We start from the raw sequence: 17327 nt of genomic DNA, 5'->3' as shown, positions 1-17327 counted from the left end.
GCGTCGCAGTCCTCGACGACGCTCGTGCGTGCTCCACGGCGCAGGCATTCCGGCTCGCCCGCCGGGACGGGTTCGCAGAACTCGTCGGGCCGGGCACACGGTTGCGGGACAGCGCCGGATTCGAACCGGCTTCCCCTGACTCCCCTGGAGGAAAAACGCTTCATCAGACCACGGCCGCCCGACCGGGGTCAACGTTTCGTCATATCGTCTGCATCACGGCTCGTTCGAACTCGATGCGGTAAGGTCCCGGCTCGGCCGAGCGGGGGAACCCGGTGCAAATCCGGGGCTGACGCGCAACGGTGTGCGGGGCGGCGCTGTCGACCCGCGAGCCCGGATGCCCGGCGGCCGCACTGTTCCGCGGAAGTCCGTCCACGCGATCCGGGCGTCGGCCGCCCTCGCGCCGACGGCACCCCCGCCGCCGACGCACGGGCACGGTCGGGGCCCCTCACCCCCCAGGAGCCCTTCCATGACCCGCACCCTCCACCGCGGCCTCGCCACCGCCGTGGCCGCCCTGGCCGCCGCCGGCACCGCGCTCGCCGGCGCCGTCCCGGCCCAGGCCACCGCGAGCCCGGCCCAGATCACCACCTCCGTCACCAACGGCGTCGCCTACCTGCGCTCCCTCCAGGGCGCGGACGGCGGCTACGCGGGCAGCGGCCTGTCCAACGAGTGGGCGTTCAGCGCCCTCGCCGCCGCCGGCACCGCCGCCGCCGACGTCACCCCCGGCGGGGACGCCACCAAGAACGCCCGCCTGGTCTACCGCAACCAGCTGGCCGCCCCGACCTGGCCCAACGCCAGCCCGGTGGTCACCGACTACGAGCGCGGCATCCTCAACTCCTACGCCGCGGGCATAGACCCGGCCCGGGTCGGCCCCGGCCGCAACCTGATCGCCGACGCCGTCGCGTACTGGCAGACCGCCGAGCCCGGCTACTTCGGCCCCTCCGCCAACTTCAACGGCACCGTCTTCGCCCTGCTCGCCCTCGGCGGCGCCCGCACCCAGGCCGGCGCCCAGCGGGTGCCCCGGCCGCTGCTGGACGCCTCCACCGCCGTCGTGCGCGCCAACCAGCACACCGACGGCGGCTGGAACTACAGCAAGGCCGCGGGCAACCCGACCGCGCTCGGCCAGCCCAGCGACGTCGACATGACCGGCGCGGCGATGGCCTCGCTGTGCGTGGGCGGGGTGCCCAACACCGACAGCGCCGTCCTCGCCGCGAAGGGCTTCCTCAAGGCCAAGATGGGCTCCACCGGCGCGTTCAACGCGATGTACGGGGTGAACACCGACTCCAACGGCTGGGCCGTCTCCGGCCTCACCGCCTGCGGATTCGACCCCCAGGGGGCGGACTTCACCTCGCCCGCCCCGTTCAGGAAGACCCCGGTGGACTTCCTGATCGCCCAGCAGTTCAACCCCGGCGGCGGCTTCCGCTACCAGCCCACCGACACCTCGCCCAGCGCCTACGCCTCGGTCGACGGCCTGCGCGCCGTGGCCGGCGGCGGCTTCACCGCCACCCCGCCGACCCCGGTCACGGCCGGTGAGCCCCAGTTCGTGGCCACCTCCGGCTTCACCCCGGGCACCGCCGCCCGGCTCGCCCTGATCGTCGACGACGGCACCGGCAACCCGCGCCCCTGCGCGGTCACCATCACCCCGAGCGGCACCACGGCGACCCTCGGCGACGTGCTGGACGCGGCCGCCACCGCCAGCCCGGCCGGCTGCGTCACCGCCGTCACCCCGGCCAGCGGCGTCGCCGGACCGATCACCTCGCTCAACGGCGTTGCCAACGCGGGCGGTTCGAGCTGGCTGCTGTCGATCGACGGCGGCGCGTCGATCACCGCCGACCGCACCGCCACGGTCAACCTCGGCGACACCGTCTCGCTGCGCTACGGCAGCTGACGCCACCGGCCGTACGGGCCGTGCCCCCCGGGGTCACGGCCCGTACGCGCCGAGGCCGCGGCAGACCAGCCCGTCGCGGAAGGTGAGCACCTCGGCGACCGCCCGGCCGCGCTCGTTGCGGTAGTTGACGACGACCGTGTCGACCGAGGCCCGGACGTCCTCCACGGTGAAGTGCAGGTCGGGCAGGTGCTTCAGTCCCTTCGCCCAGTAGACCCGCAGCGCCTCCTTGCCGCGCACCTCGCCGGACGGGTCGCCGATCAGCTCGACGATCCGGGGCGAGGCGAAGACGACGTCCTCGGTGAAGTGGGCGAGGATGCGCTCCAGGTCGTGGGCGTTCCAGGCGGCGGCCCAGTCCCGGGCGAAGCGGGTGGCGTAGTCGTGGTCCATGGCCCGGCACGCTACGACAGCCGCCCCCGGCCGCGCCGGTGATTCCGCGATCCGGTCGCCGCACCGGGTCAGGGCCCGGTCGGACGCCGGCGTCCGGCGGGTGCGGATCCGCGGATCACCCGGAGGAGTGAACCCGCCGGGGCGGCACCCGGCCGGGCGGCGGCCCGGCAGCACCGCGGACGGCGGCACGGACGGCGGTCACGGCCCGGCAACCGCACGGGACCGGGCACCCGGACCGGCCCGCGGACCGGTGCCCGGGGCGACCAATCCGGGCGCCGCCCCGCTCCGAAGACCCCGCGTGAGTTCCGTACTGTCCGAGCGGCCGGGGCCTTCCGCCGCCCCCGCCGCGACCCTGGGGAGGCCCTCCATGCCCGCCGTCCGCCGACCGGGCCCTGCGCCCGCCGACCCCGAACGGGCGGCCGGATGAGTGCCGCCGTCCACCTCTCCGGCCCCGGGCGGCCGGGACCGGACCTGCCCGATCTCCTCGCCCGCGTCGCCCGCGGGGACCAGGACGCGTTCTCCCGGCTGTACGACACGGTCTCCGGCCCGGTGCTGGGGCTGGTGCGGCAGGTCCTGCGGGACCCCGCGCAGTCCGAGGAGGTGGCGCAGGAGGTGCTGTTGGAGGTGTGGCGCACCGCCGCCCGCTACCGGGCCGACCGCGGCGAGGTAATGCCGTGGGTGCTGACCATCGCCCACCGCCGGGCGGTGGACCGGGTCCGGTCCGCGCAGGCCGCCGCCGACCGCGACCGGCGCTCGGCCGCCGCCTCCCACACCCCGGTCTTCGACGAGGTCGCCGAACAGGTCGAGGGCCGGCTGGAGCGCGAGCAGGTCCGGCGCTGCCTGAAGTCGCTCACCGAGCTCCAGCGGGAGTCGCTGACCCTCGCCTACTACCGCGGCTACACCTACCCGCAGGTCGCCGAGGTCCTCGGCACCCCGCTGGGCACGGTCAAGACCCGGATGCGCGACGCCCTGATCCGCCTGCGCGACTGCCTGGGGGTGGGCGCATGAGCGCCGTCGACCCGCACACCCTGACCGGTGCCTACGCCGCCCACGCCCTCGATCCCGAGGAGAGCGCCGCGTTCGAGCTCCACCTGGCCGACTGCCCGGCCTGCGCCCAGGAGGTGGCCGGGTTCGCCGCGACCCTGGCGCGGCTCGGCAGCGCCGGGGCCGTCGTCCCGCCCGAGGCCCTCAAGGTCCGGGTGATGGCCGCGCTGCCCGGGGTGCGGCAAGAGGCCCCGCGCACCGCCGCCGGGCCCGGATCGGCCCGCCCCGGCCGACGCGCGGGCGCCTGGACGAAGTTCGCGCTCGCCGCCTGCCTGGCCGTCGCGACCGGCGCCGGAGCCCTGGCGGTGCAGCAGCACGGGCAGGCGGAGCGGGCGCGCGACCGCGCCGCCGCCGTCCAGCAGGAGTCGGACCGGCTCACCGCTCTGCTGACGGCCCCCGACGCCCGCACCGTCACCGGGTCGGCCACCGGCGGGTCCGGGGTGGGCACGGTGGTGTGGTCGCAGGAGCGCGGCCGGGCCGCGTTCCTCGCCTCCGGCATGCCGGTGCCGGCCGCCGGCACCACCTACGAGCTGTGGTTCGACGACGCCGGGACGATGCGGCCCGCCGGGCTGCTCCCCTCCGGGGAGGGCGCGCTGCTGCTGTCCGGGCCGCTGCGCGGGGCGAAGGGCGTCGGCGTGACGGTGGAGCCCGCCGGGGGCTCGGCGAAGCCCAGCGGCGCACCGGTCATGCTGCTGGCGTTCACCTGAGAGCCGGTGGTGTTCCGGCCCGCCCCCGCCGGCCGGAGCACCACCACCCGCCCGGCCCGGCACGACCGGACGCGTGGCGGGCCGGGCCGGGGACGTCAGCCGCGGCCCTTCCGGCCCGCCGGGGAGCGCGGCGGCAGCGGCAGGAACCCGCTGGTACGGGCGGCGTACTCGGCCCAGCCGGGCCGATCGGCGCCCAACGCCCGTTCCAGCAGCGGCTTTCCGCTGCCGAAGGCGAGCAGCCAGGTCATCAGCAGCGGGCTGCCGACGAACGCCCAGCCCAGCGGGGTGTCGGCGGCCAGCAGGAACAGCCCCCACCAGACGCAGGCGTCGCCGAAGTAGTTCGGGTGCCGGGTGTAGCGCCACAGACCGCGGTCCATCACCCGGCCCCGGTTGGCCGGGTCGGCCTTGAACCGGGCGAGCTGACCGTCCCCCACCGCCTCGAAGAACAGCCCGACGGCCCACAGCGCGGCGCCCGCCCAGGCGAGCGCGCCGGGCGGCCGCGGCACGTACTGGGCGGCCTGGACGGGCAGCGAGACGAACCAGACCAGGGCGGCCTGGAGCAGGTAGACCTTCCGCAGCGCGTACCGGGTGCGGGCCGGACCCTCGGGGGCGCGGGAGAGCATCCGGGCGTACCGCGGGTCCTCGGGCGCGCCCCGGCCGCGCCACCAGATGTGCCCGGACAGCCGCAGGCCCCAGACGGTGACCAGCAGCGTGGCCAGCAGCCGGCGCCCGGGGTCGCCGTGGCCGGCCGAGAGTGCCTGACCGGCCACCGCGACGGCGGTGAACGCGAGCCCCCAGGCGACGTCCACCCCGCGGTGGTGCCCGGTGCGCACCCCGACGGCGAACGCGGCGAGCAGCACGGCCAGCGCGACCGCGGCGGTGACCGGGAGGCCCTGGGCGAAGGCGGCGGTGTTCACGCCACCGCCTCCTCGCGGGTCAGCAGCACCTGCTGGACGTCCAGGTAGCCGGTGCGGAAGCCGGCCTCGGAGTAGGCGAGGTAGAGCTCCCAGGTGCGTCGGAAGACCTCGTCGAAGCCGAGCGCGGCGACCTGCGGGGCGTGTGCGGTGAAGCGCTCGCGCCACAGCCGCAGGGTCTCGGCGTAGTGCGGCCCGAAGGCGTCGGCACGGGTCACCCGCAGCCGGGTGTGGCGGGCCGCGGTCTCGTCGATCGCCCGCAGCGAGGGGATCAGGCCGCCGGGGAAGATGTACTTCAGGATCCAGGTGTAGGTGCGGCTGCTCGCCAGCATCCGCTCGTGCGGCATGGTGATGGCCTGGAGGGCGGCCCGGCCGCCCGGGGCCAGGACGCGGTCCAGGGTGGCGAAGTAGTCGGGCCAGAAGGGCCGTCCGACCGCCTCGATCATCTCGACGCTGACCACGGCGTCGTACCGGCCTTCGGCGGAGCGGTAGTCGCACAGCCTGACCTCCGCCCGGTCGGCGAGCCCGGCGTCGGCGATCCGGCGCCGGGCGAGGGCGAGTTGCTCCTCAGAGAGGGTCAGGCTGACGACGCTCGCGCCGCGGGCGGCGGCGCGCAGGGCGAGTTCGCCCCAGCCGGTGCCGATCTCCAGCAGCCGGCTGCCGGGGCCGACCCGGGCCAGGTCGAGCAGCCGGTCGATCTTGTGGTGCTGGGCGGCGGGCAGGCCCTCCCAGCCGGCCAGCGGTTCCTGGCGGGGGCCGGTCGGGAAGAGGGCCGCGGAGTAGGTCATCGTCGGGTCGAGGAACAGGGCGAACAGCTCGTTGGACAGGTCGTAGTGCCGGTGGATGTTCCGCCGCGCGTTCGCGGCGGTGGACAGCTCCGCCGCCGGCGGGCGCCGGACGTAGAGCCGGCGCAGCCGTTGTGCGCCGGGCGGCACCAACGTCTCCGGTGCGGTGGCGAGTTCGGTGAGGAGGGCGACCAGGTCGGGGCTGTCCCAGTCGCCTGCCTGGTAGGACTCGCCGAAGCCGATCAGCCCGCCCTCGCCGACCCGGTGCAGGAACGCCTGCGGGCGGCGCAGCCGCAGCACGGGGGCGCCGGGCGGGGCCGGGTGCAGGGTGCCGCCGCCGGGGAGTTCGACCCGCAGGCCGCGGCGCGCCGCCACCCGGCGCAGCAGCCGGGCCGCGACGGCCGCGCGCAGCGGCACGTCCGGCACCCGGGCGACGTCGGGCCAGCGCCCGGGGTCGACGGCCGGCGCCGGGTGTGTCGGGGGATGCGTGGTGGTCATGGGGTGGGCACCTCTGTGGTGGGTGGCAGGTCCGTCGTGGGTGGCACGGACGTCGGGACGGTCCGGCCCGGGGCGGCGCCCGGGCGGGGGTGGACGGGCAGTCCGCCGAGCCACAGCCGGATGCCCCGGTAGCGGATGTGCAGGCTGACGGCCCAGGTGGCGAAGGGGTGGGCGAGCGCGGTGCGCAGCAGGGCCGCAGGGCCGGCGGGCCGTCCGGTGCCGCGGACGGTGGCGGTGAAGGCGCGGCCGCCGGGGCGGTCCAGGTGGACCGTCAGCCGGAGGCGGCCGTGCGGCTCGGGGAGCACCATCCGGTAGCGGCCGTCGACGGGGAAGAACGGCGAGACGGGGAAGTCCTTGGGGGTTTCGGCGCGGCCGTCGGCGTCGGGGAACAGCAGGTAGCGGTGCCGGTCCCCGTAGGTGTTGTGGACCTCTGCGACGGTGCAGAGCGGGCGGCCCGCGCCGTCCCGGCACCAGTACACGGTGAGCGGGTTGAACACGTACCCGAGCGAGCGGGCCTGGGTGAGCATCAGCACCTGTCCGTCGCCGAGCCGGACGCCGTGGCCGGCGAGGTAGCGGTCCAGTTCCTGACGGATCGTCAGTTCCGCACCGGGCCGGCCGAGTCCGTGGTCGCGCGGCAGGAAGCGGGCCAGGGGCCGCAGCGGCCGCGGCAGGGCCGGCGGGCGGTCCGGGTCCACCAGCCACAGGTAGCCCCGGTGCCGGAACGTCCGTCGGCGGGGCGCGGTGCGCACATGGGTGGTGACGGTGTCGTAGAGGACCGCGCCCCACGGCCCGGGCAGCGCCGTCACGGCACGCTCACCCCCAGCAGGGAGCGCGCCGCCTCGACGCCGGAGCGGCAGCCGTCCTCGTGGAACCCCCACCCGTGGTAGGCGCCGGCGAACGCCGTGCGGCCGGTGCTGAGTTCGGGCAGCCGGGCCTGGGCGGCGACCGTGCGCGCGGTGTACACCGGGTGCTCGTAGACCGTCCGGGAGACCACCAGTTCCTCGGGGACGGGGTGCTGCCGGTCCTCGTTGAGGGTGACCAGGTAGTCCTCGGCGGTGTCCAGCCCCAGCAGCCGGTTGAGGTGGTAGCTGACCCGCACCCGGTCGGAGGGCGCGGTGCAGTCCGGCATCCGGTAGTTCCACGAGCCGCGGGCCCGGTGCGCGGTGGGCAGCGCGGACGGGTCCCGGTGCAGCACCGTCGGGTTGCGGGAGTAGCCGAAGGCCCCGAGGACCTGCAGCTCGGCGTCGGTCGGGTCGACCAGCAGGTTCAGGGCCTGGTCGGCGTGGGTGGCGATGACCACCGCGTCGGCCCAGGTGCGACGCCCGTCCGCGGTGATCACGGTGACCCCGTCCGGGTGGCGGCGCACCGCCCGGACGGGGGCGGACCGGTGGACGGCGGCCAGCCGCCCGGCGATCTTCTCGACGTAGGTGCGCGAGCCGCCGACGACGGTGCGCCAGGTCGGCGAGCCGGTCACCGCGAGCATGCCGTGGTTCTCCAGGAAGGCGAACAGGTAGCGGGCCGGGTAGTCGCCCGCCAGGTCGGGGGCGCAGGACCAGACGGCGGAGACCACCGGCGTCATGAAGTGGCTCACGAAGTAGGGCGAGAAGCCCTCGGCGGCGAGGAACTCCCGCAGGCTCGGGTCCCCCGCCGCGGGTTCGGCGAGCAGCCGGCGGGCCAGCCGGTGGAACCGGGGCACCTCGGCGAGCATCCGCAGGTACCGGCCGCGGACCAGGGCGTCGGGCCGGGCGAAGAGCCCCGACGGGCCGCGGGCCCCGGCGTACTCGAGCCCGCAGCCCTCGCACCGCACGGACATGCTCATCTCGCTGTCCCGGGTGCGGATGCCGAGCTCGGCGAAGAGCCGCACCAGGTGCGGGTAGGTCCGCTCGTTGTGGACCAGGAAGCCGGTGTCCAGGCCCACCGACCGACCGTCCGGGCCGGTGACGTCCTGGGTGTGGGCGTGGCCGCCGAGCCGCCCGTCGGCCTCGAACAGCTCGGTCTCCACCCCGGCCCGGGTCAGCTCGTGGGCCGCGGTGAGCCCGGCGACGCCGGAGCCCACCACCGCGACCCGGCGCGGCCGCCCGCCGCCGCCGCCCGGGTCGGTGGCGGGACTGCTGGAGACGGTGTCGAACGTGGTCACGAAGGCCCCTCCCGGCGGGCCGCGCCGCGGCCCGCATCGTCGTTGCACAGGGTGTTCGGAGCCGGCGGCGCCCCGGCTTGGTCCGTTTTCGCGGATCCGGGGGTTCCGGTGTCGACGTCCTGACCCGACGGGCCGGGCGGGACGGTCCGCCGCTCAGCCCCGGACCGACCGGTGGGCCCGGTCGGCGGCGGGCGTCCGCCACGCCTCCAGGAGGACCTCCCGGGTGATCCCCCCGGCGTGCCCGGAGCTGCGCGGGACGCGCGGCGCGGCGTCGCGCACCGGCCCGGGAAGCACGCGGTACGGCGCCTCGAACGACGCCTCGTCGCCGCGGGCCGAGCGCCGCCCCAGCGGCGCCGGGCCTCCGGTGTCCGGCTCCGACCGGTCGACGCGTCCGGGGGTGGCCTCGGGCCTCGTTGGCGACGTCACGCCCCCACGGTGCGGCGTTTCGCACCCCCGGGCCCAGTCGCGCCGCTTGTGCAGCGTTTCGCCCCGGTGCGCCCGCCGGTCCGCCGGGCGGGGGCCGCCGGCGGGCTCAGCCGCCGCGCGCCGACGTCACCGGCGACCGGCGGGCCGGCACGTCCGGAAGCGGGCAGGACGGGCCCGGCGCCGGGTGCGGGAGCGGCGCTCCCAGGGCGCGGCGCGCGCGGTCGTGTTCGGCGCCGGCGCGCACCGCCCGGTACACCGCCCGGGCCAGCCGGGCGCCCCAGAGCGAACGCGGGCCGCCGAACGGGTCCGGCGCGCCGCCGTCGCTGCGGACGGCCACGCAGACCGCGTCGGAGGGGGTGCCGGAGCAGTCGTACCCGGCGTCCAGCAGTGCCTGGACCTTGGCCTCGGTGGCGGTCGCCAGCAGGTTGACCAGTCCGGCGTCGGCGACCGGGGCCGGCACCACCGCCAGGATGTTGATCGTGCCGGGGCGGTGGTCGGCGGGCCGGGCGGCGGGGTCGGCCGCCCAGACCGGGACGCCGATCCCACTGGTCACCACGGCGGTCACGCCCCCGTCCTCGGCCCGGGTGCAGTCGTCCACCTCGGCGGCGGTCATCAGGCCGACGCCCGGGCCGGTCAGCCCCTCGGCGGCGGCCAGCTCGGCCAGGTGCTCGGCCGGGTCCATCCGCGCGTAGCCCGGCCGGACCTGGGCGTTGAGCACCCAGGCCCGCTCGCCGAGCCCGCCGCCGAGCACCGCGCTGCTGACCATCCGCCAGCCCGGCCCGGCCCGCCACACCAGCAGGTGGCGGCAGGCGCCGTCCTCGACCCGCGCGGCCCGGCCCACCCGGACCGGGCCGCCCTGCCATCCGTCCACGACCGACCTCCCTCGACCGGGCACGCTACCGCGCGCCCGGTCCGGGCCGGTCACCGGGCGGCCCGGACGCCCACGAGGGGGGCGTCCGGCCGGTGGGCGACCGCTACCGCGGCAGGTGCGGCCGGCTGCCGGGCTCCTGGTCGGGCAACTGCTGCCCGGTGCCGGAGATGTCGGGCGCCGGGTAGTTCGCCACCTCGTACCGGGCCAGGTCGAGCTGGTCCGCGGTCGGCGGCAGCGCCGGGGCCCGGTGCCGGCCGGCGTCGAACTGGAAGGCCGAGGTCAGGTCGCCGAAGGTGCGGCGGCGCCAGTCCGTGATGGTCGCCGACCGGACTCCGGTGAACCGCTCCAGGAACCGCAGCACCGAGGTGTGGTCGAAGGCCTCGCCCGCGACCCAGCCGCCCACCGTCCAGGGCGAGACGATCAGGCACGGCACCCGGAAGCCGCCGCCGATTGGCAGCCCGTCGACGAACTCGCCCGGGGTCCCGGCCGGGGGCACCGGCGGCGGCACGTGGTCGAACAGGCCGTCGTTCTCGTCGTAGTTGAGGATGAACACCGTCTTGGCCCACACCTTGGGGTTCGACGCGACCGCCTCGATCTTGGCGGCCACGTAGTCGGCGCCGGCGGCGGGCAGGTAGTCCGGGTGCTCGGACTGGTAGCTGGTCGGCAGGATCCAGGAGACGGCGGGCAGCCGGTCGTTGCGCGCGTCCTCCTCGAAGGTGCCGGCCGGGCGGGTGGTCATGCCCCGGCGGTGCAGCGCACTGCCGGGCGCGGCCTGCTGGAAGCTCTCGAAGAGCGAGAGCATGTTGGTGCCGTAGTTGTCGGCCTCCTGGTACACCTGCCAGCTGACGCCGGCCGCCTCCAGCTGTTCGGCGTAGGTCTTCCAGGTCAGCGGCCGGGGCGCCGAGTTCTGGATGATCGGGCCGCCCTGACCGCCGTCGGCGCCGATCGAACCGGTCATCCAGTACAGCCGGTTGGGCCAGGTCGGCCCCTGGACCGAGCAGAAGTAGTTGTCGCAGATGGTGAAGGCGTCGGCGAGGGCGAACTGGAAGGGTATGTCGTCCCGGGTGTAGTACCCCATCACGTACGGGCCGTTGACCCCGTCGGCGGCCCGGTGCGCGGGCAGCCACTGGTCCATCCTCCCGCCGTTCCAGGCCTGGTGCTGCACCGCCCAGGCGTGGCTGGTGGACGGGATCGCCTGCGCGCTGGTGCTGCTGGTGTCCAGGTGGAACGGCAGCAGGTAGCCGTCCGGGTTGACGCTGTCGGGCTGGTAGAACACCGAGCGCCCGTTCTCCAGTTGCAGCGCGTCCGGGTCGGCGAAGCCGCGGACCCCGGACAACGTGCCGAAGTAGTGGTCGAAGGAACGATTCTCCTGCATCAGCAGCACCACGTGCTCGACGTCCCGCAGCGAACCGGTCCTCGGCACCCCGGCCGCCACCGCCCGCTGGACGCTCGCGGGCAGCAGGCTCGTCGCCGCCGCCCCTCCCAGCACGCCGGCCGCCGATCCGAGCAGCCTCCGTCGGGTCATTCCGGACATCAGTCCCACCCTCTCCGTCGCGCCGGTGCGCGTGCCGGATGCCACCGCACCGGATCGCTGGTGGCCTTCCCACCGGAGGTTCCGGGCAGGGACGGTGACGGACGAACAGTCCGTGAATGTCAGGGACCCGCCAGCACCCGCGGTCATCCCGGAACCGCCACCGACCCGGCACGCCGTGACGTGCCGGGTCGGATCGGTGCCGGTCGCCGGTGCCGGCGGTGGGCCTCAGCGGTGCTCGAACGTCGCCGTCCGCTTCTCGGCGAAGGCCGCCATGCCCTCCTTCTGGTCCGCCGTGGCGAACACCGAGTGGAACAGCCGGCGTTCGAAGCGGACGCCCTCGGCGAGCGTGGTCTCGAACGCCCGCGCGACGCTCTCCTTGAGCATGACGGCCGCCGGGGCGGACATCGCCGCGACGGTCTCGGCGGTGGCCAGCGCCTCGGTGAGCAGCTGGTCGGCCGGGACGATCCGGGAGACCAGGCCCGCCCGCTCGGCCTCCTCGGCGCCCATCATCCGGCCGGTCAGGCAGAGGTCCATGGCCTTCGCCTTACCAATCGCCCGGGTCAGCCGCTGCGAGCCGCCGATGCCCGGGATCACCCCGAGCTTGATCTCCGGCTGCCCGAACTTCGCGGTGTCCGCCGCCAGCAGGATGTCGCACATCATCGCCAACTCGCAGCCCCCGCCCAGCGCGTAGCCCGCGACCGCGGCGACCACCGGCGTGCGCAGCGCGCCGAAGCGGTCCCAGGCGCCGAACCAGTCGCCCAGGTAGGCGTCGACGAACTCCAGGGACTGCATCTCCTTGATGTCGGCGCCGGCCGCGAAGGCCTTCTCCGACCCGGTGACCAGCAGGCAGCCGATCTCCCGGTCCCGGTCGAACTCCGTCGCCGCCTCGACGACTTCGGTCATCAGCCGGGTGTTCAGGGCGTTCAGCGCCTTCGGCCGGTCGAGGGTGATCAGCCCGACCCGGCCCTTGCGCTCGACCCGGATCGTCTCGTAGGCGCTCACGCGCGGCTCTCCTTGAGGGTGGTGATGATCGCCGAGAAGTCCAGGCCGGCGCCGTCGGCAGCGGCGAAGTCGGCGTACAACTGCGCGGCCCGGCGGCCGAGTTCGGTGGGCAGGCCGGCCGCCTCGGCGGCCCCGGCGGCCAGCCCGAGGTCCTTGGCCATCAGGGCGGCGGCGAACCCCGCCGCGTAGTCCCGGTTGGCCGGGCTGGCCGGCACCGGGCCGGGGACGGGACAGTTGCTGGTGAGCGCCCAGCACTGGCCGGAGGCGGTGGAGGCGACGTCGAACAGCGCCTGGTGGCTGAGGCCGAGGCTCTCGCCGAGGACGAAGGCCTCGCTGACCGCGATCATCGAGACGCCGAGGATCATGTTGTTGCAGATCTTCGCGGCCTGCCCGGCGCCGGCCGCGCCGCAGTGCACCACCTTGCGGCCCATCGCCTCCAGGACCGGCCGCACGCCCGCGAAGTCCGGCTCGGTCGCGCCGACCATGAAGGTGAGGGTCCCGGCGGTGGCGCCGACCACCCCGCCGGAGACCGGCGCGTCCACCGCGCGGTGGCCGGCCGCCCGGGCCAGTTCGTGGGCCGTCCGGGCGTCCGTGACGTCGATGGTGGAGCAGTCGACGAAGAGCGTGTCCGGGCGGGCCGCGGCCAGCAGCTCCGCGTAGGCGGCCAGCACGTGCCGGCCCGCGGGGAGCATGGTGATCACCACGTCCGCCGCGCGGACGGCGTCGGCGGCGGACTCCGCCGGGCGGACGCCCGCCTCCGCCGCCTGCCGCAGCGCCGCCGGCACCAGGTCGTAGCCGGCCACCCGGTGCCCGGCCGCGACGAGGTTGGCGGCCATCGGGCCGCCCATGTTGCCGAGTCCGACGAATCCGATGTCGAGGGTCACCAGCGCTCCAGGGGGGTCGGGGCGGCGAGCCCGAGTTCGCGCTCGCCGAGCGGGGCGAAGTAGCGGTCCACGGTGGCGGCTCCGACCTCGCCCAGGGTGGCCGGGCGCCACCTCGGGGTGCGGTCCTTGTCGATCACCTGGGCCCGGATGCCCTCCGCGAGGTCCGCGGTGGCCAGGGCCGCGCAGGAGCTCCGGTACTCCTGGTCGAGCACCGCCTCCAGCGGGCCCAGGGCCCGGGCCCGGCGCAGCGCGGCCAGGGCGGCCTTGACCGCGCTCGGGGAGTTGGCGGTGATCCGGTCGGCGGCCCGCTTCGCCTCCGGTTCGTCGCAGGCCCGCAGCCGTTCGAGGATCTCCTCGACCGTGTCGGCCGCGTAGCAGGCGTCGATCCAGGGGCGCTGGGCGTCCAGCAGACCGGGCGGCGCGGGCGCGACGTGGCGTGCCAGGGCGTCGTGCACGGGCCCTTCGGCCAGGTCGTCGAGCAGGGCCGGCAGGCGTTCGGCGGGCACGAAGTGGTCGGCGAGCCCGCAGAGCAGGGCGTCGGCGGCGCCCACCGAGCCGGCGGTGAGGGCGAGATGGGTGCCGAGCTCGCCCGGGGCGAGGGCGAGCAGGTAGGTGCCGCCGACGTCGGGGACGAAGCCGATGCCCGCCTCCGGCATGGCGATCCGGGTGGTCCCGGTGACGACCCGGACGCTGCCGTGGGCCGAGACGCCGACCCCGCCGCCCATCACGATGCCGCTCATCACGGCGACGTAGGGCTTGGGGTAGCGGGCGATCCGGGCGTTCAGCCGGTACTCGTCGCGCCAGAACTCCTCGACGGCGGCCGGGTCCCCGCCGGTGGCGGCGCGGTGGATGGCCACGATGTCGCCGCCCGCGCAGAAGGCGCGGTCGCCCGCCCCGGTGACGACCACCGTCCCGACCCGGTCGTCCTGCTCCCAGGCGTCCAGGGCGTCCGCGATCAGCCGCACCATGCCGTGGGTGAGGGCGTTCAGGGCGGCGGGGCGGTTGAGCACGATCAGGCCGGCCCGGCCCTCCCGCTGGACCAGGACCTCCGCGGGGTCGTTCCCGGTCATCACGCGGCCCCGATCAGGCCGCGGGCCACGATGACGCGCATGATCTCGTTGGTCCCTTCCAGGATCTGGTGCACCCGCAGGTCGCGGACGATCTTCTCGATGCCGTACTCCGCCAGGTAGCCGTAGCCGCCGTGGAGTTGGAGCGCCTCGTTGGCGACCGCGAAGCCGGTGTCGGTGGCGTGCCGCTTGGCCATCGCGCACAGCTGCGGGGCCCGTCGGTCGCCCCGGTCCAGGGCGGCGGCGGCCCGCCAGACCAGGGCCCGGGCGGCCTCCAGCTCGGTGGCCATGTCGGCCAGCCGGAACTGCAGCGCCTGGGCGTGCAGCAGCCGCGCGCCGAACGCCTCGCGCTCGGCGAGGTAGGCCGTCGTCCGGTCCAGGGCGTCCTGGGCACCGCCGAGCGAGCAGGCGGCGATGCCGAGCCGGCCGCCGTTGAGGCCGGCCATGGCGATCCGGAAGCCCGCGCCCTCGCCGCCGAGCAGCCGGTCGGCGGGCAGCCGGACGCCGTCCAGCACCACCTGCCGGGTCGGTTGGGCGTTCCAGCCCATCTTCTTCTCGTTCGGGCCGAAGGAGAGCCCCGGGTCGTCCCGTTCCACCACGAAGGCGGAGACCCCGTCCGGGCCCGAGCCGCCGGTGCGCGCCATCACCACGTACACCTGGGCCGCGCCCGCGCCCGAGATGAACTGCTTGACGCCGTCCAGCACCCAGTGGTCGCCGTCCCGGACGGCCCGGGTGACGATCGCGGCGGCGTCGGAACCGGCGCCGGGCTCGGTCAGGCAGTAGCTGCCCAGGTGCTCGGCGGTGCAGAGCGCGGGCAGCCAGCGCCGGCGCTGGTCCTCACTGCCGTAGCGGTCGATCATCCAGCCGACCATGTTGTGGATCGACAGGTAGGCGGCGATGGACGGGCAGCCGACGGCCAGCGCCTCGAAGGCCACCACGCCGTCCAGCCGGGAGAGCGCGGAGCCGCCGGCGTCCTCGCGGACGTACACCCCGGCGAGGCCGAGGTCGGCGGCCTTGCGCAGCACGTCCACCGGGAAGTGCTTGGCCTGGTCCCACTCCACCGCGTGCGGGGCCAGGTGTTCGGCGGCGAAGGCCTGCACGGCCTCCGCGATCGCCGCCTGGTCCTCCGTCAGTTCGCTTGCGTGCACGGTGTTCACCCCATCGTCGGCATGGTGAAGCTGGCCCCCTCCTTGACCCCGGAGGGCCAGCGGGAGGTGACGGTGCGGGTACGGGTGTAGAAGCGGATCGAGTCCGGCCCGTGCTGGTTGAGGTCGCCGAAGGCGGAGCGCTTCCAGCCGCCGAAGGTGTGGTAGGCGATCGGCACCGGGATCGGCACGTTGACCCCGACCATGCCGGTGTTCACCCGGCGGGCGAAGTCCCGGGCGGTGTCGCCGTCCCGGGTGTAGATGGCCACGCCGTTGCCGAACTCGTGCTCGCTGGGCAGCCGCAGCGCCTCCTCGTAGTCCGCGGCGCGGACCACGGTGAGCACCGGGCCGAAGATCTCCTCGCGGTGGATCCGCATCCCGGGGGTCACCCGGTCGAACAGCGAGGCGCCGAGGAAGTAGCCGTCCTCGTGCCCGTCGAGCCGGAAGTCCCGGCCGTCCACGACCAGTTCGGCACCCTCCTGGACGCCGATGTCCAGGTAGCCGCGGACCCGCTCGACCGCGTCGGCGCCGACCAGCGGGCCGAAGTCGGCCGCCGGGTCGTCCGAGCGGCCCACCTTCAGCGCGCGGATCCGCTCGACCAGCTTGGCCACCAGGGCGTCCGCGGTCTCCTCCCCCACCGGCACGGCCACCGAGATCGCCATGCAGCGCTCCCCCGCGGAGCCGTACCCGGCGCCGATCAGGGCGTCCGCCGCCTGGTCGAGGTCGGCGTCCGGCATCACGATCATGTGGTTCTTGGCGCCGCCGAAACACTGCGCCCGCTTGCCGTGCGCGGCCGCGGTCGCGTACACGTACTGGGCGATCGGGGTGGAGCCGACGAAGCCGACCGCCTGCACCCGCGGGTCCTCCAGCAGGGTGTCCACGGCCTCCTTGCCGCCGTTGACCACGTTGAGCACGCCCGGCGGCAGGCCCGCCTCCAGGAACAGCTCGGCGAGGCGCAGCGGCACCGAGGGGTCGCGCTCGGAGGGCTTGAGGACGAAGGCGTTGCCGCAGGCCAGCGCGGGCGCGGCCTTCCAGAGCGGGATCATCGCCGGGAAGTTGAACGGCGTGATGCCGGCGACCACGCCGAGCGGCTGGCGCATCGAGTAGACGTCGATGCCGGTGCCGGCGTTGTCGGAGAACTCGCCCTTCAGCAGGTGCGGGATCCCGGCGGCGAACTCCACGACCTCCAGGCCGCGCTGGAGGTCCCCGTGGGCGTCGGCGATGGTCTTGCCGTGCTCGGCGGAGAGCAGCCGGGCCAGCTCCTCCTTCTCCTGGTCGACCAGTTGGAGGAAACGCAGCAGCACCCGGGCCCGCTTCTGCGGGTTCCAGGCCGCCCACTCGGGCTGGGCCCCGGCGGCGTCGGCGATCACCGCCTCGACCTCGGCCCGGTCGGCCAGCGGCACCCGGGCCTGCACCCGGCCGGTGTTGGGGTCGAAGACGTCGCCGAAACGGCCGGACGTCCCGGCGACGCGCTTGCCGCCGACGAAGTGGGTCAGTTCTCGGACCATCGGTTCCTTCTCTCAGCGCGGGTGGGGAGAGGAGGAATGGAGCGCCCGCCGCCGTCGCCGCGGGGCCGGACGTACGGTCGTACGCCGGTGCGGCGGGCGGTGGTTGACGGACAGTCAGGGGCGATGGGCCCCGACGGCCGGAAGCACGGCAACGGAGCGGGAACAGCGGCCCGGAGTCATGCGTGTCGTCTCCATCCTCGTGGAAAACACGGAACACCCGCGGCCGGTATCCTGACTCCCGGATCCACGCCCGCCCCCTGGCCTTCCCGGCTGGCTGCCAGTGGCCGTCGTCATGAGGACGAACTCCCCGGTCACAGTGGCGGGACCGTGCCGGATTCACACCGGCTTCCCTGACACCGCGGACCTCTCCTCGAGAATATAGTTGGACGTCCTAGTAAGTCCAGGGTCCCCGCCGACCCGGTGGTGGGGACGGCGGAAGGCCGGTACGGTCAAAGCCACTGGTCCGGGCATCGTCCTCACGGTCGACGATCCCCAAGGGCAGGTGAAGGCAGATATGCTGCTGGACACCCTGC

At 75.3% G+C, this 17327-nt stretch carries 16 protein-coding genes and 3 riboswitches; of the genes, 3 read left to right on the top strand and 13 right to left on the bottom strand.

Features of this window, described 5'->3' with window-relative positions:
• Positions 1-21 precede the first annotated feature (21 nt).
• A riboswitch (cobalamin riboswitch) is annotated at positions 22-176 on the bottom strand.
• A gap of 86 nt (positions 177-262) precedes the next feature.
• Positions 263-340, top strand: a riboswitch (cobalamin riboswitch).
• A gap of 126 nt (positions 341-466) precedes the next feature.
• Complete coding sequence (locus AB0O91_RS38320) at positions 467-1885, top strand: prenyltransferase/squalene oxidase repeat-containing protein (RefSeq protein ID WP_363443302.1); 1419 nt, start codon at positions 467-469, stop codon at positions 1883-1885.
• A gap of 33 nt (positions 1886-1918) precedes the next feature.
• Here AB0O91_RS38320 and AB0O91_RS38315 read toward each other — a convergent pair whose 3' ends face one another.
• On the bottom strand, positions 1919-2272 hold the full coding sequence (locus AB0O91_RS38315; protein ID WP_363443300.1) for a nuclear transport factor 2 family protein: 354 nt from the start codon (positions 2270-2272) through the stop codon (positions 1919-1921).
• 423 nt (positions 2273-2695) lie between these two features.
• Here AB0O91_RS38315 and AB0O91_RS38310 point away from each other — a divergent pair, with 423 nt between their 5' ends.
• Positions 2696-3280 (top strand): sigma-70 family RNA polymerase sigma factor, encoded by a 585-nt coding sequence (locus AB0O91_RS38310; protein ID WP_363443298.1) that lies wholly within the window; start codon positions 2696-2698, stop codon positions 3278-3280.
• Positions 3277-4023 carry an anti-sigma factor gene (locus tag AB0O91_RS38305; RefSeq protein WP_363443296.1) on the top strand — a complete coding sequence of 249 codons (747 nt, stop codon included), beginning with the start codon at positions 3277-3279 and terminating at the stop codon, positions 4021-4023. Before AB0O91_RS38310 ends, AB0O91_RS38305 begins: the two co-directional genes overlap by 4 nt.
• 95 nt (positions 4024-4118) lie before the next feature.
• Here the strand turns inward: AB0O91_RS38305 and AB0O91_RS38300 are convergent, their stop codons facing one another.
• From AB0O91_RS38300 to AB0O91_RS38245, 12 genes are all read right to left on the bottom strand, one after another.
• On the bottom strand, positions 4119-4940 hold the full coding sequence (locus tag AB0O91_RS38300; protein WP_363443294.1) for a DUF1295 domain-containing protein: 822 nt from the start codon (positions 4938-4940) through the stop codon (positions 4119-4121).
• Positions 4937-6220 carry a cyclopropane-fatty-acyl-phospholipid synthase family protein gene (locus tag AB0O91_RS38295; RefSeq protein WP_363443292.1) on the bottom strand — a complete coding sequence of 428 codons (1284 nt, stop codon included), beginning with the start codon at positions 6218-6220 and terminating at the stop codon, positions 4937-4939. The genes AB0O91_RS38300 and AB0O91_RS38295 overlap by 4 nt, the downstream gene beginning before the upstream one ends.
• Positions 6217-7017, bottom strand: coding sequence for a DUF1365 domain-containing protein (locus AB0O91_RS38290; protein ID WP_363443336.1), 801 nt, complete (start codon positions 7015-7017; stop codon positions 6217-6219). Before AB0O91_RS38290 ends, AB0O91_RS38295 begins: the two co-directional genes overlap by 4 nt.
• A 5-nt stretch (positions 7018-7022) precedes the next feature.
• Positions 7023-8279 (bottom strand): FAD-dependent oxidoreductase, encoded by a 1257-nt coding sequence (locus AB0O91_RS38285; RefSeq protein WP_363443334.1) that lies wholly within the window; start codon positions 8277-8279, stop codon positions 7023-7025.
• Positions 8280-8510: 231 nt separating this feature from the next.
• A complete protein-coding gene (locus AB0O91_RS38280; RefSeq protein ID WP_363443290.1) occupies positions 8511-8783 on the bottom strand; it encodes a hypothetical protein in 273 nt (90 codons plus the stop codon).
• Between the two features lie 106 nt (positions 8784-8889).
• Positions 8890-9654 carry an adenosylcobinamide amidohydrolase gene (locus AB0O91_RS38275; RefSeq protein WP_363443288.1) on the bottom strand — a complete coding sequence of 255 codons (765 nt, stop codon included), beginning with the start codon at positions 9652-9654 and terminating at the stop codon, positions 8890-8892.
• A gap of 103 nt (positions 9655-9757) precedes the next feature.
• Complete coding sequence (locus AB0O91_RS38270; protein ID WP_363443286.1) at positions 9758-11188, bottom strand: alkaline phosphatase family protein; 1431 nt, start codon at positions 11186-11188, stop codon at positions 9758-9760.
• Positions 11189-11413: 225 nt separating this feature from the next.
• Positions 11414-12190 carry an enoyl-CoA hydratase gene (locus AB0O91_RS38265; RefSeq protein WP_363443284.1) on the bottom strand — a complete coding sequence of 259 codons (777 nt, stop codon included), beginning with the start codon at positions 12188-12190 and terminating at the stop codon, positions 11414-11416.
• A complete protein-coding gene (gene mmsB / locus AB0O91_RS38260; protein ID WP_363443282.1) occupies positions 12187-13074 on the bottom strand; it encodes a 3-hydroxyisobutyrate dehydrogenase in 888 nt (295 codons plus the stop codon). Before mmsB ends, AB0O91_RS38265 begins: the two co-directional genes overlap by 4 nt.
• Positions 13071-14144, bottom strand: a complete 1074-nt coding sequence (locus AB0O91_RS38255; RefSeq protein WP_363443280.1) for an enoyl-CoA hydratase/isomerase family protein — start codon at positions 14142-14144, stop codon at positions 13071-13073. Before AB0O91_RS38255 ends, mmsB begins: the two co-directional genes overlap by 4 nt.
• Positions 14144-15298 carry an acyl-CoA dehydrogenase family protein gene (locus AB0O91_RS38250; RefSeq protein WP_363443278.1) on the bottom strand — a complete coding sequence of 385 codons (1155 nt, stop codon included), beginning with the start codon at positions 15296-15298 and terminating at the stop codon, positions 14144-14146. Before AB0O91_RS38250 ends, AB0O91_RS38255 begins: the two co-directional genes overlap by 1 nt.
• Positions 15295-16794, bottom strand: a complete 1500-nt coding sequence (locus AB0O91_RS38245) for a CoA-acylating methylmalonate-semialdehyde dehydrogenase (RefSeq protein ID WP_363443276.1) — start codon at positions 16792-16794, stop codon at positions 15295-15297. Before AB0O91_RS38245 ends, AB0O91_RS38250 begins: the two co-directional genes overlap by 4 nt.
• Before the next feature lie 203 nt (positions 16795-16997).
• Positions 16998-17177: riboswitch (cobalamin riboswitch) on the bottom strand.
• Between the last annotated feature and the right edge of the window lie 150 nt (positions 17178-17327).

The organism is Kitasatospora sp. NPDC089797 (assembly GCF_040684795.1).
GTDB lineage: Bacteria > Actinomycetota > Actinomycetes > Streptomycetales > Streptomycetaceae > Kitasatospora.
This window is presented reverse-complemented; position numbering and strand designations above follow the sequence as displayed.

Coding starts and splice junctions, on each gene's coding strand:
- AB0O91_RS38320 (WP_363443302.1), top strand. CDS start 467: ATGACCCGCACCCTCCACCGCGGCCTCGCCACCGCCGTGGCCGCCCTG.
- AB0O91_RS38295 (WP_363443292.1), bottom strand. CDS start 6,220: ATGACCACCACGCATCCCCCGACACACCCGGCGCCGGCCGTCGACCCC.
- AB0O91_RS38255 (WP_363443280.1), bottom strand. CDS start 14,144: ATGACCGGGAACGACCCCGCGGAGGTCCTGGTCCAGCGGGAGGGCCGG.
- AB0O91_RS38270 (WP_363443286.1), bottom strand. CDS start 11,188: ATGTCCGGAATGACCCGACGGAGGCTGCTCGGATCGGCGGCCGGCGTG.
- AB0O91_RS38245 (WP_363443276.1), bottom strand. CDS start 16,794: ATGGTCCGAGAACTGACCCACTTCGTCGGCGGCAAGCGCGTCGCCGGG.
- AB0O91_RS38310 (WP_363443298.1), top strand. CDS start 2,696: ATGAGTGCCGCCGTCCACCTCTCCGGCCCCGGGCGGCCGGGACCGGAC.
- AB0O91_RS38315 (WP_363443300.1), bottom strand. CDS start 2,272: ATGGACCACGACTACGCCACCCGCTTCGCCCGGGACTGGGCCGCCGCC.
- AB0O91_RS38305 (WP_363443296.1), top strand. CDS start 3,277: ATGAGCGCCGTCGACCCGCACACCCTGACCGGTGCCTACGCCGCCCAC.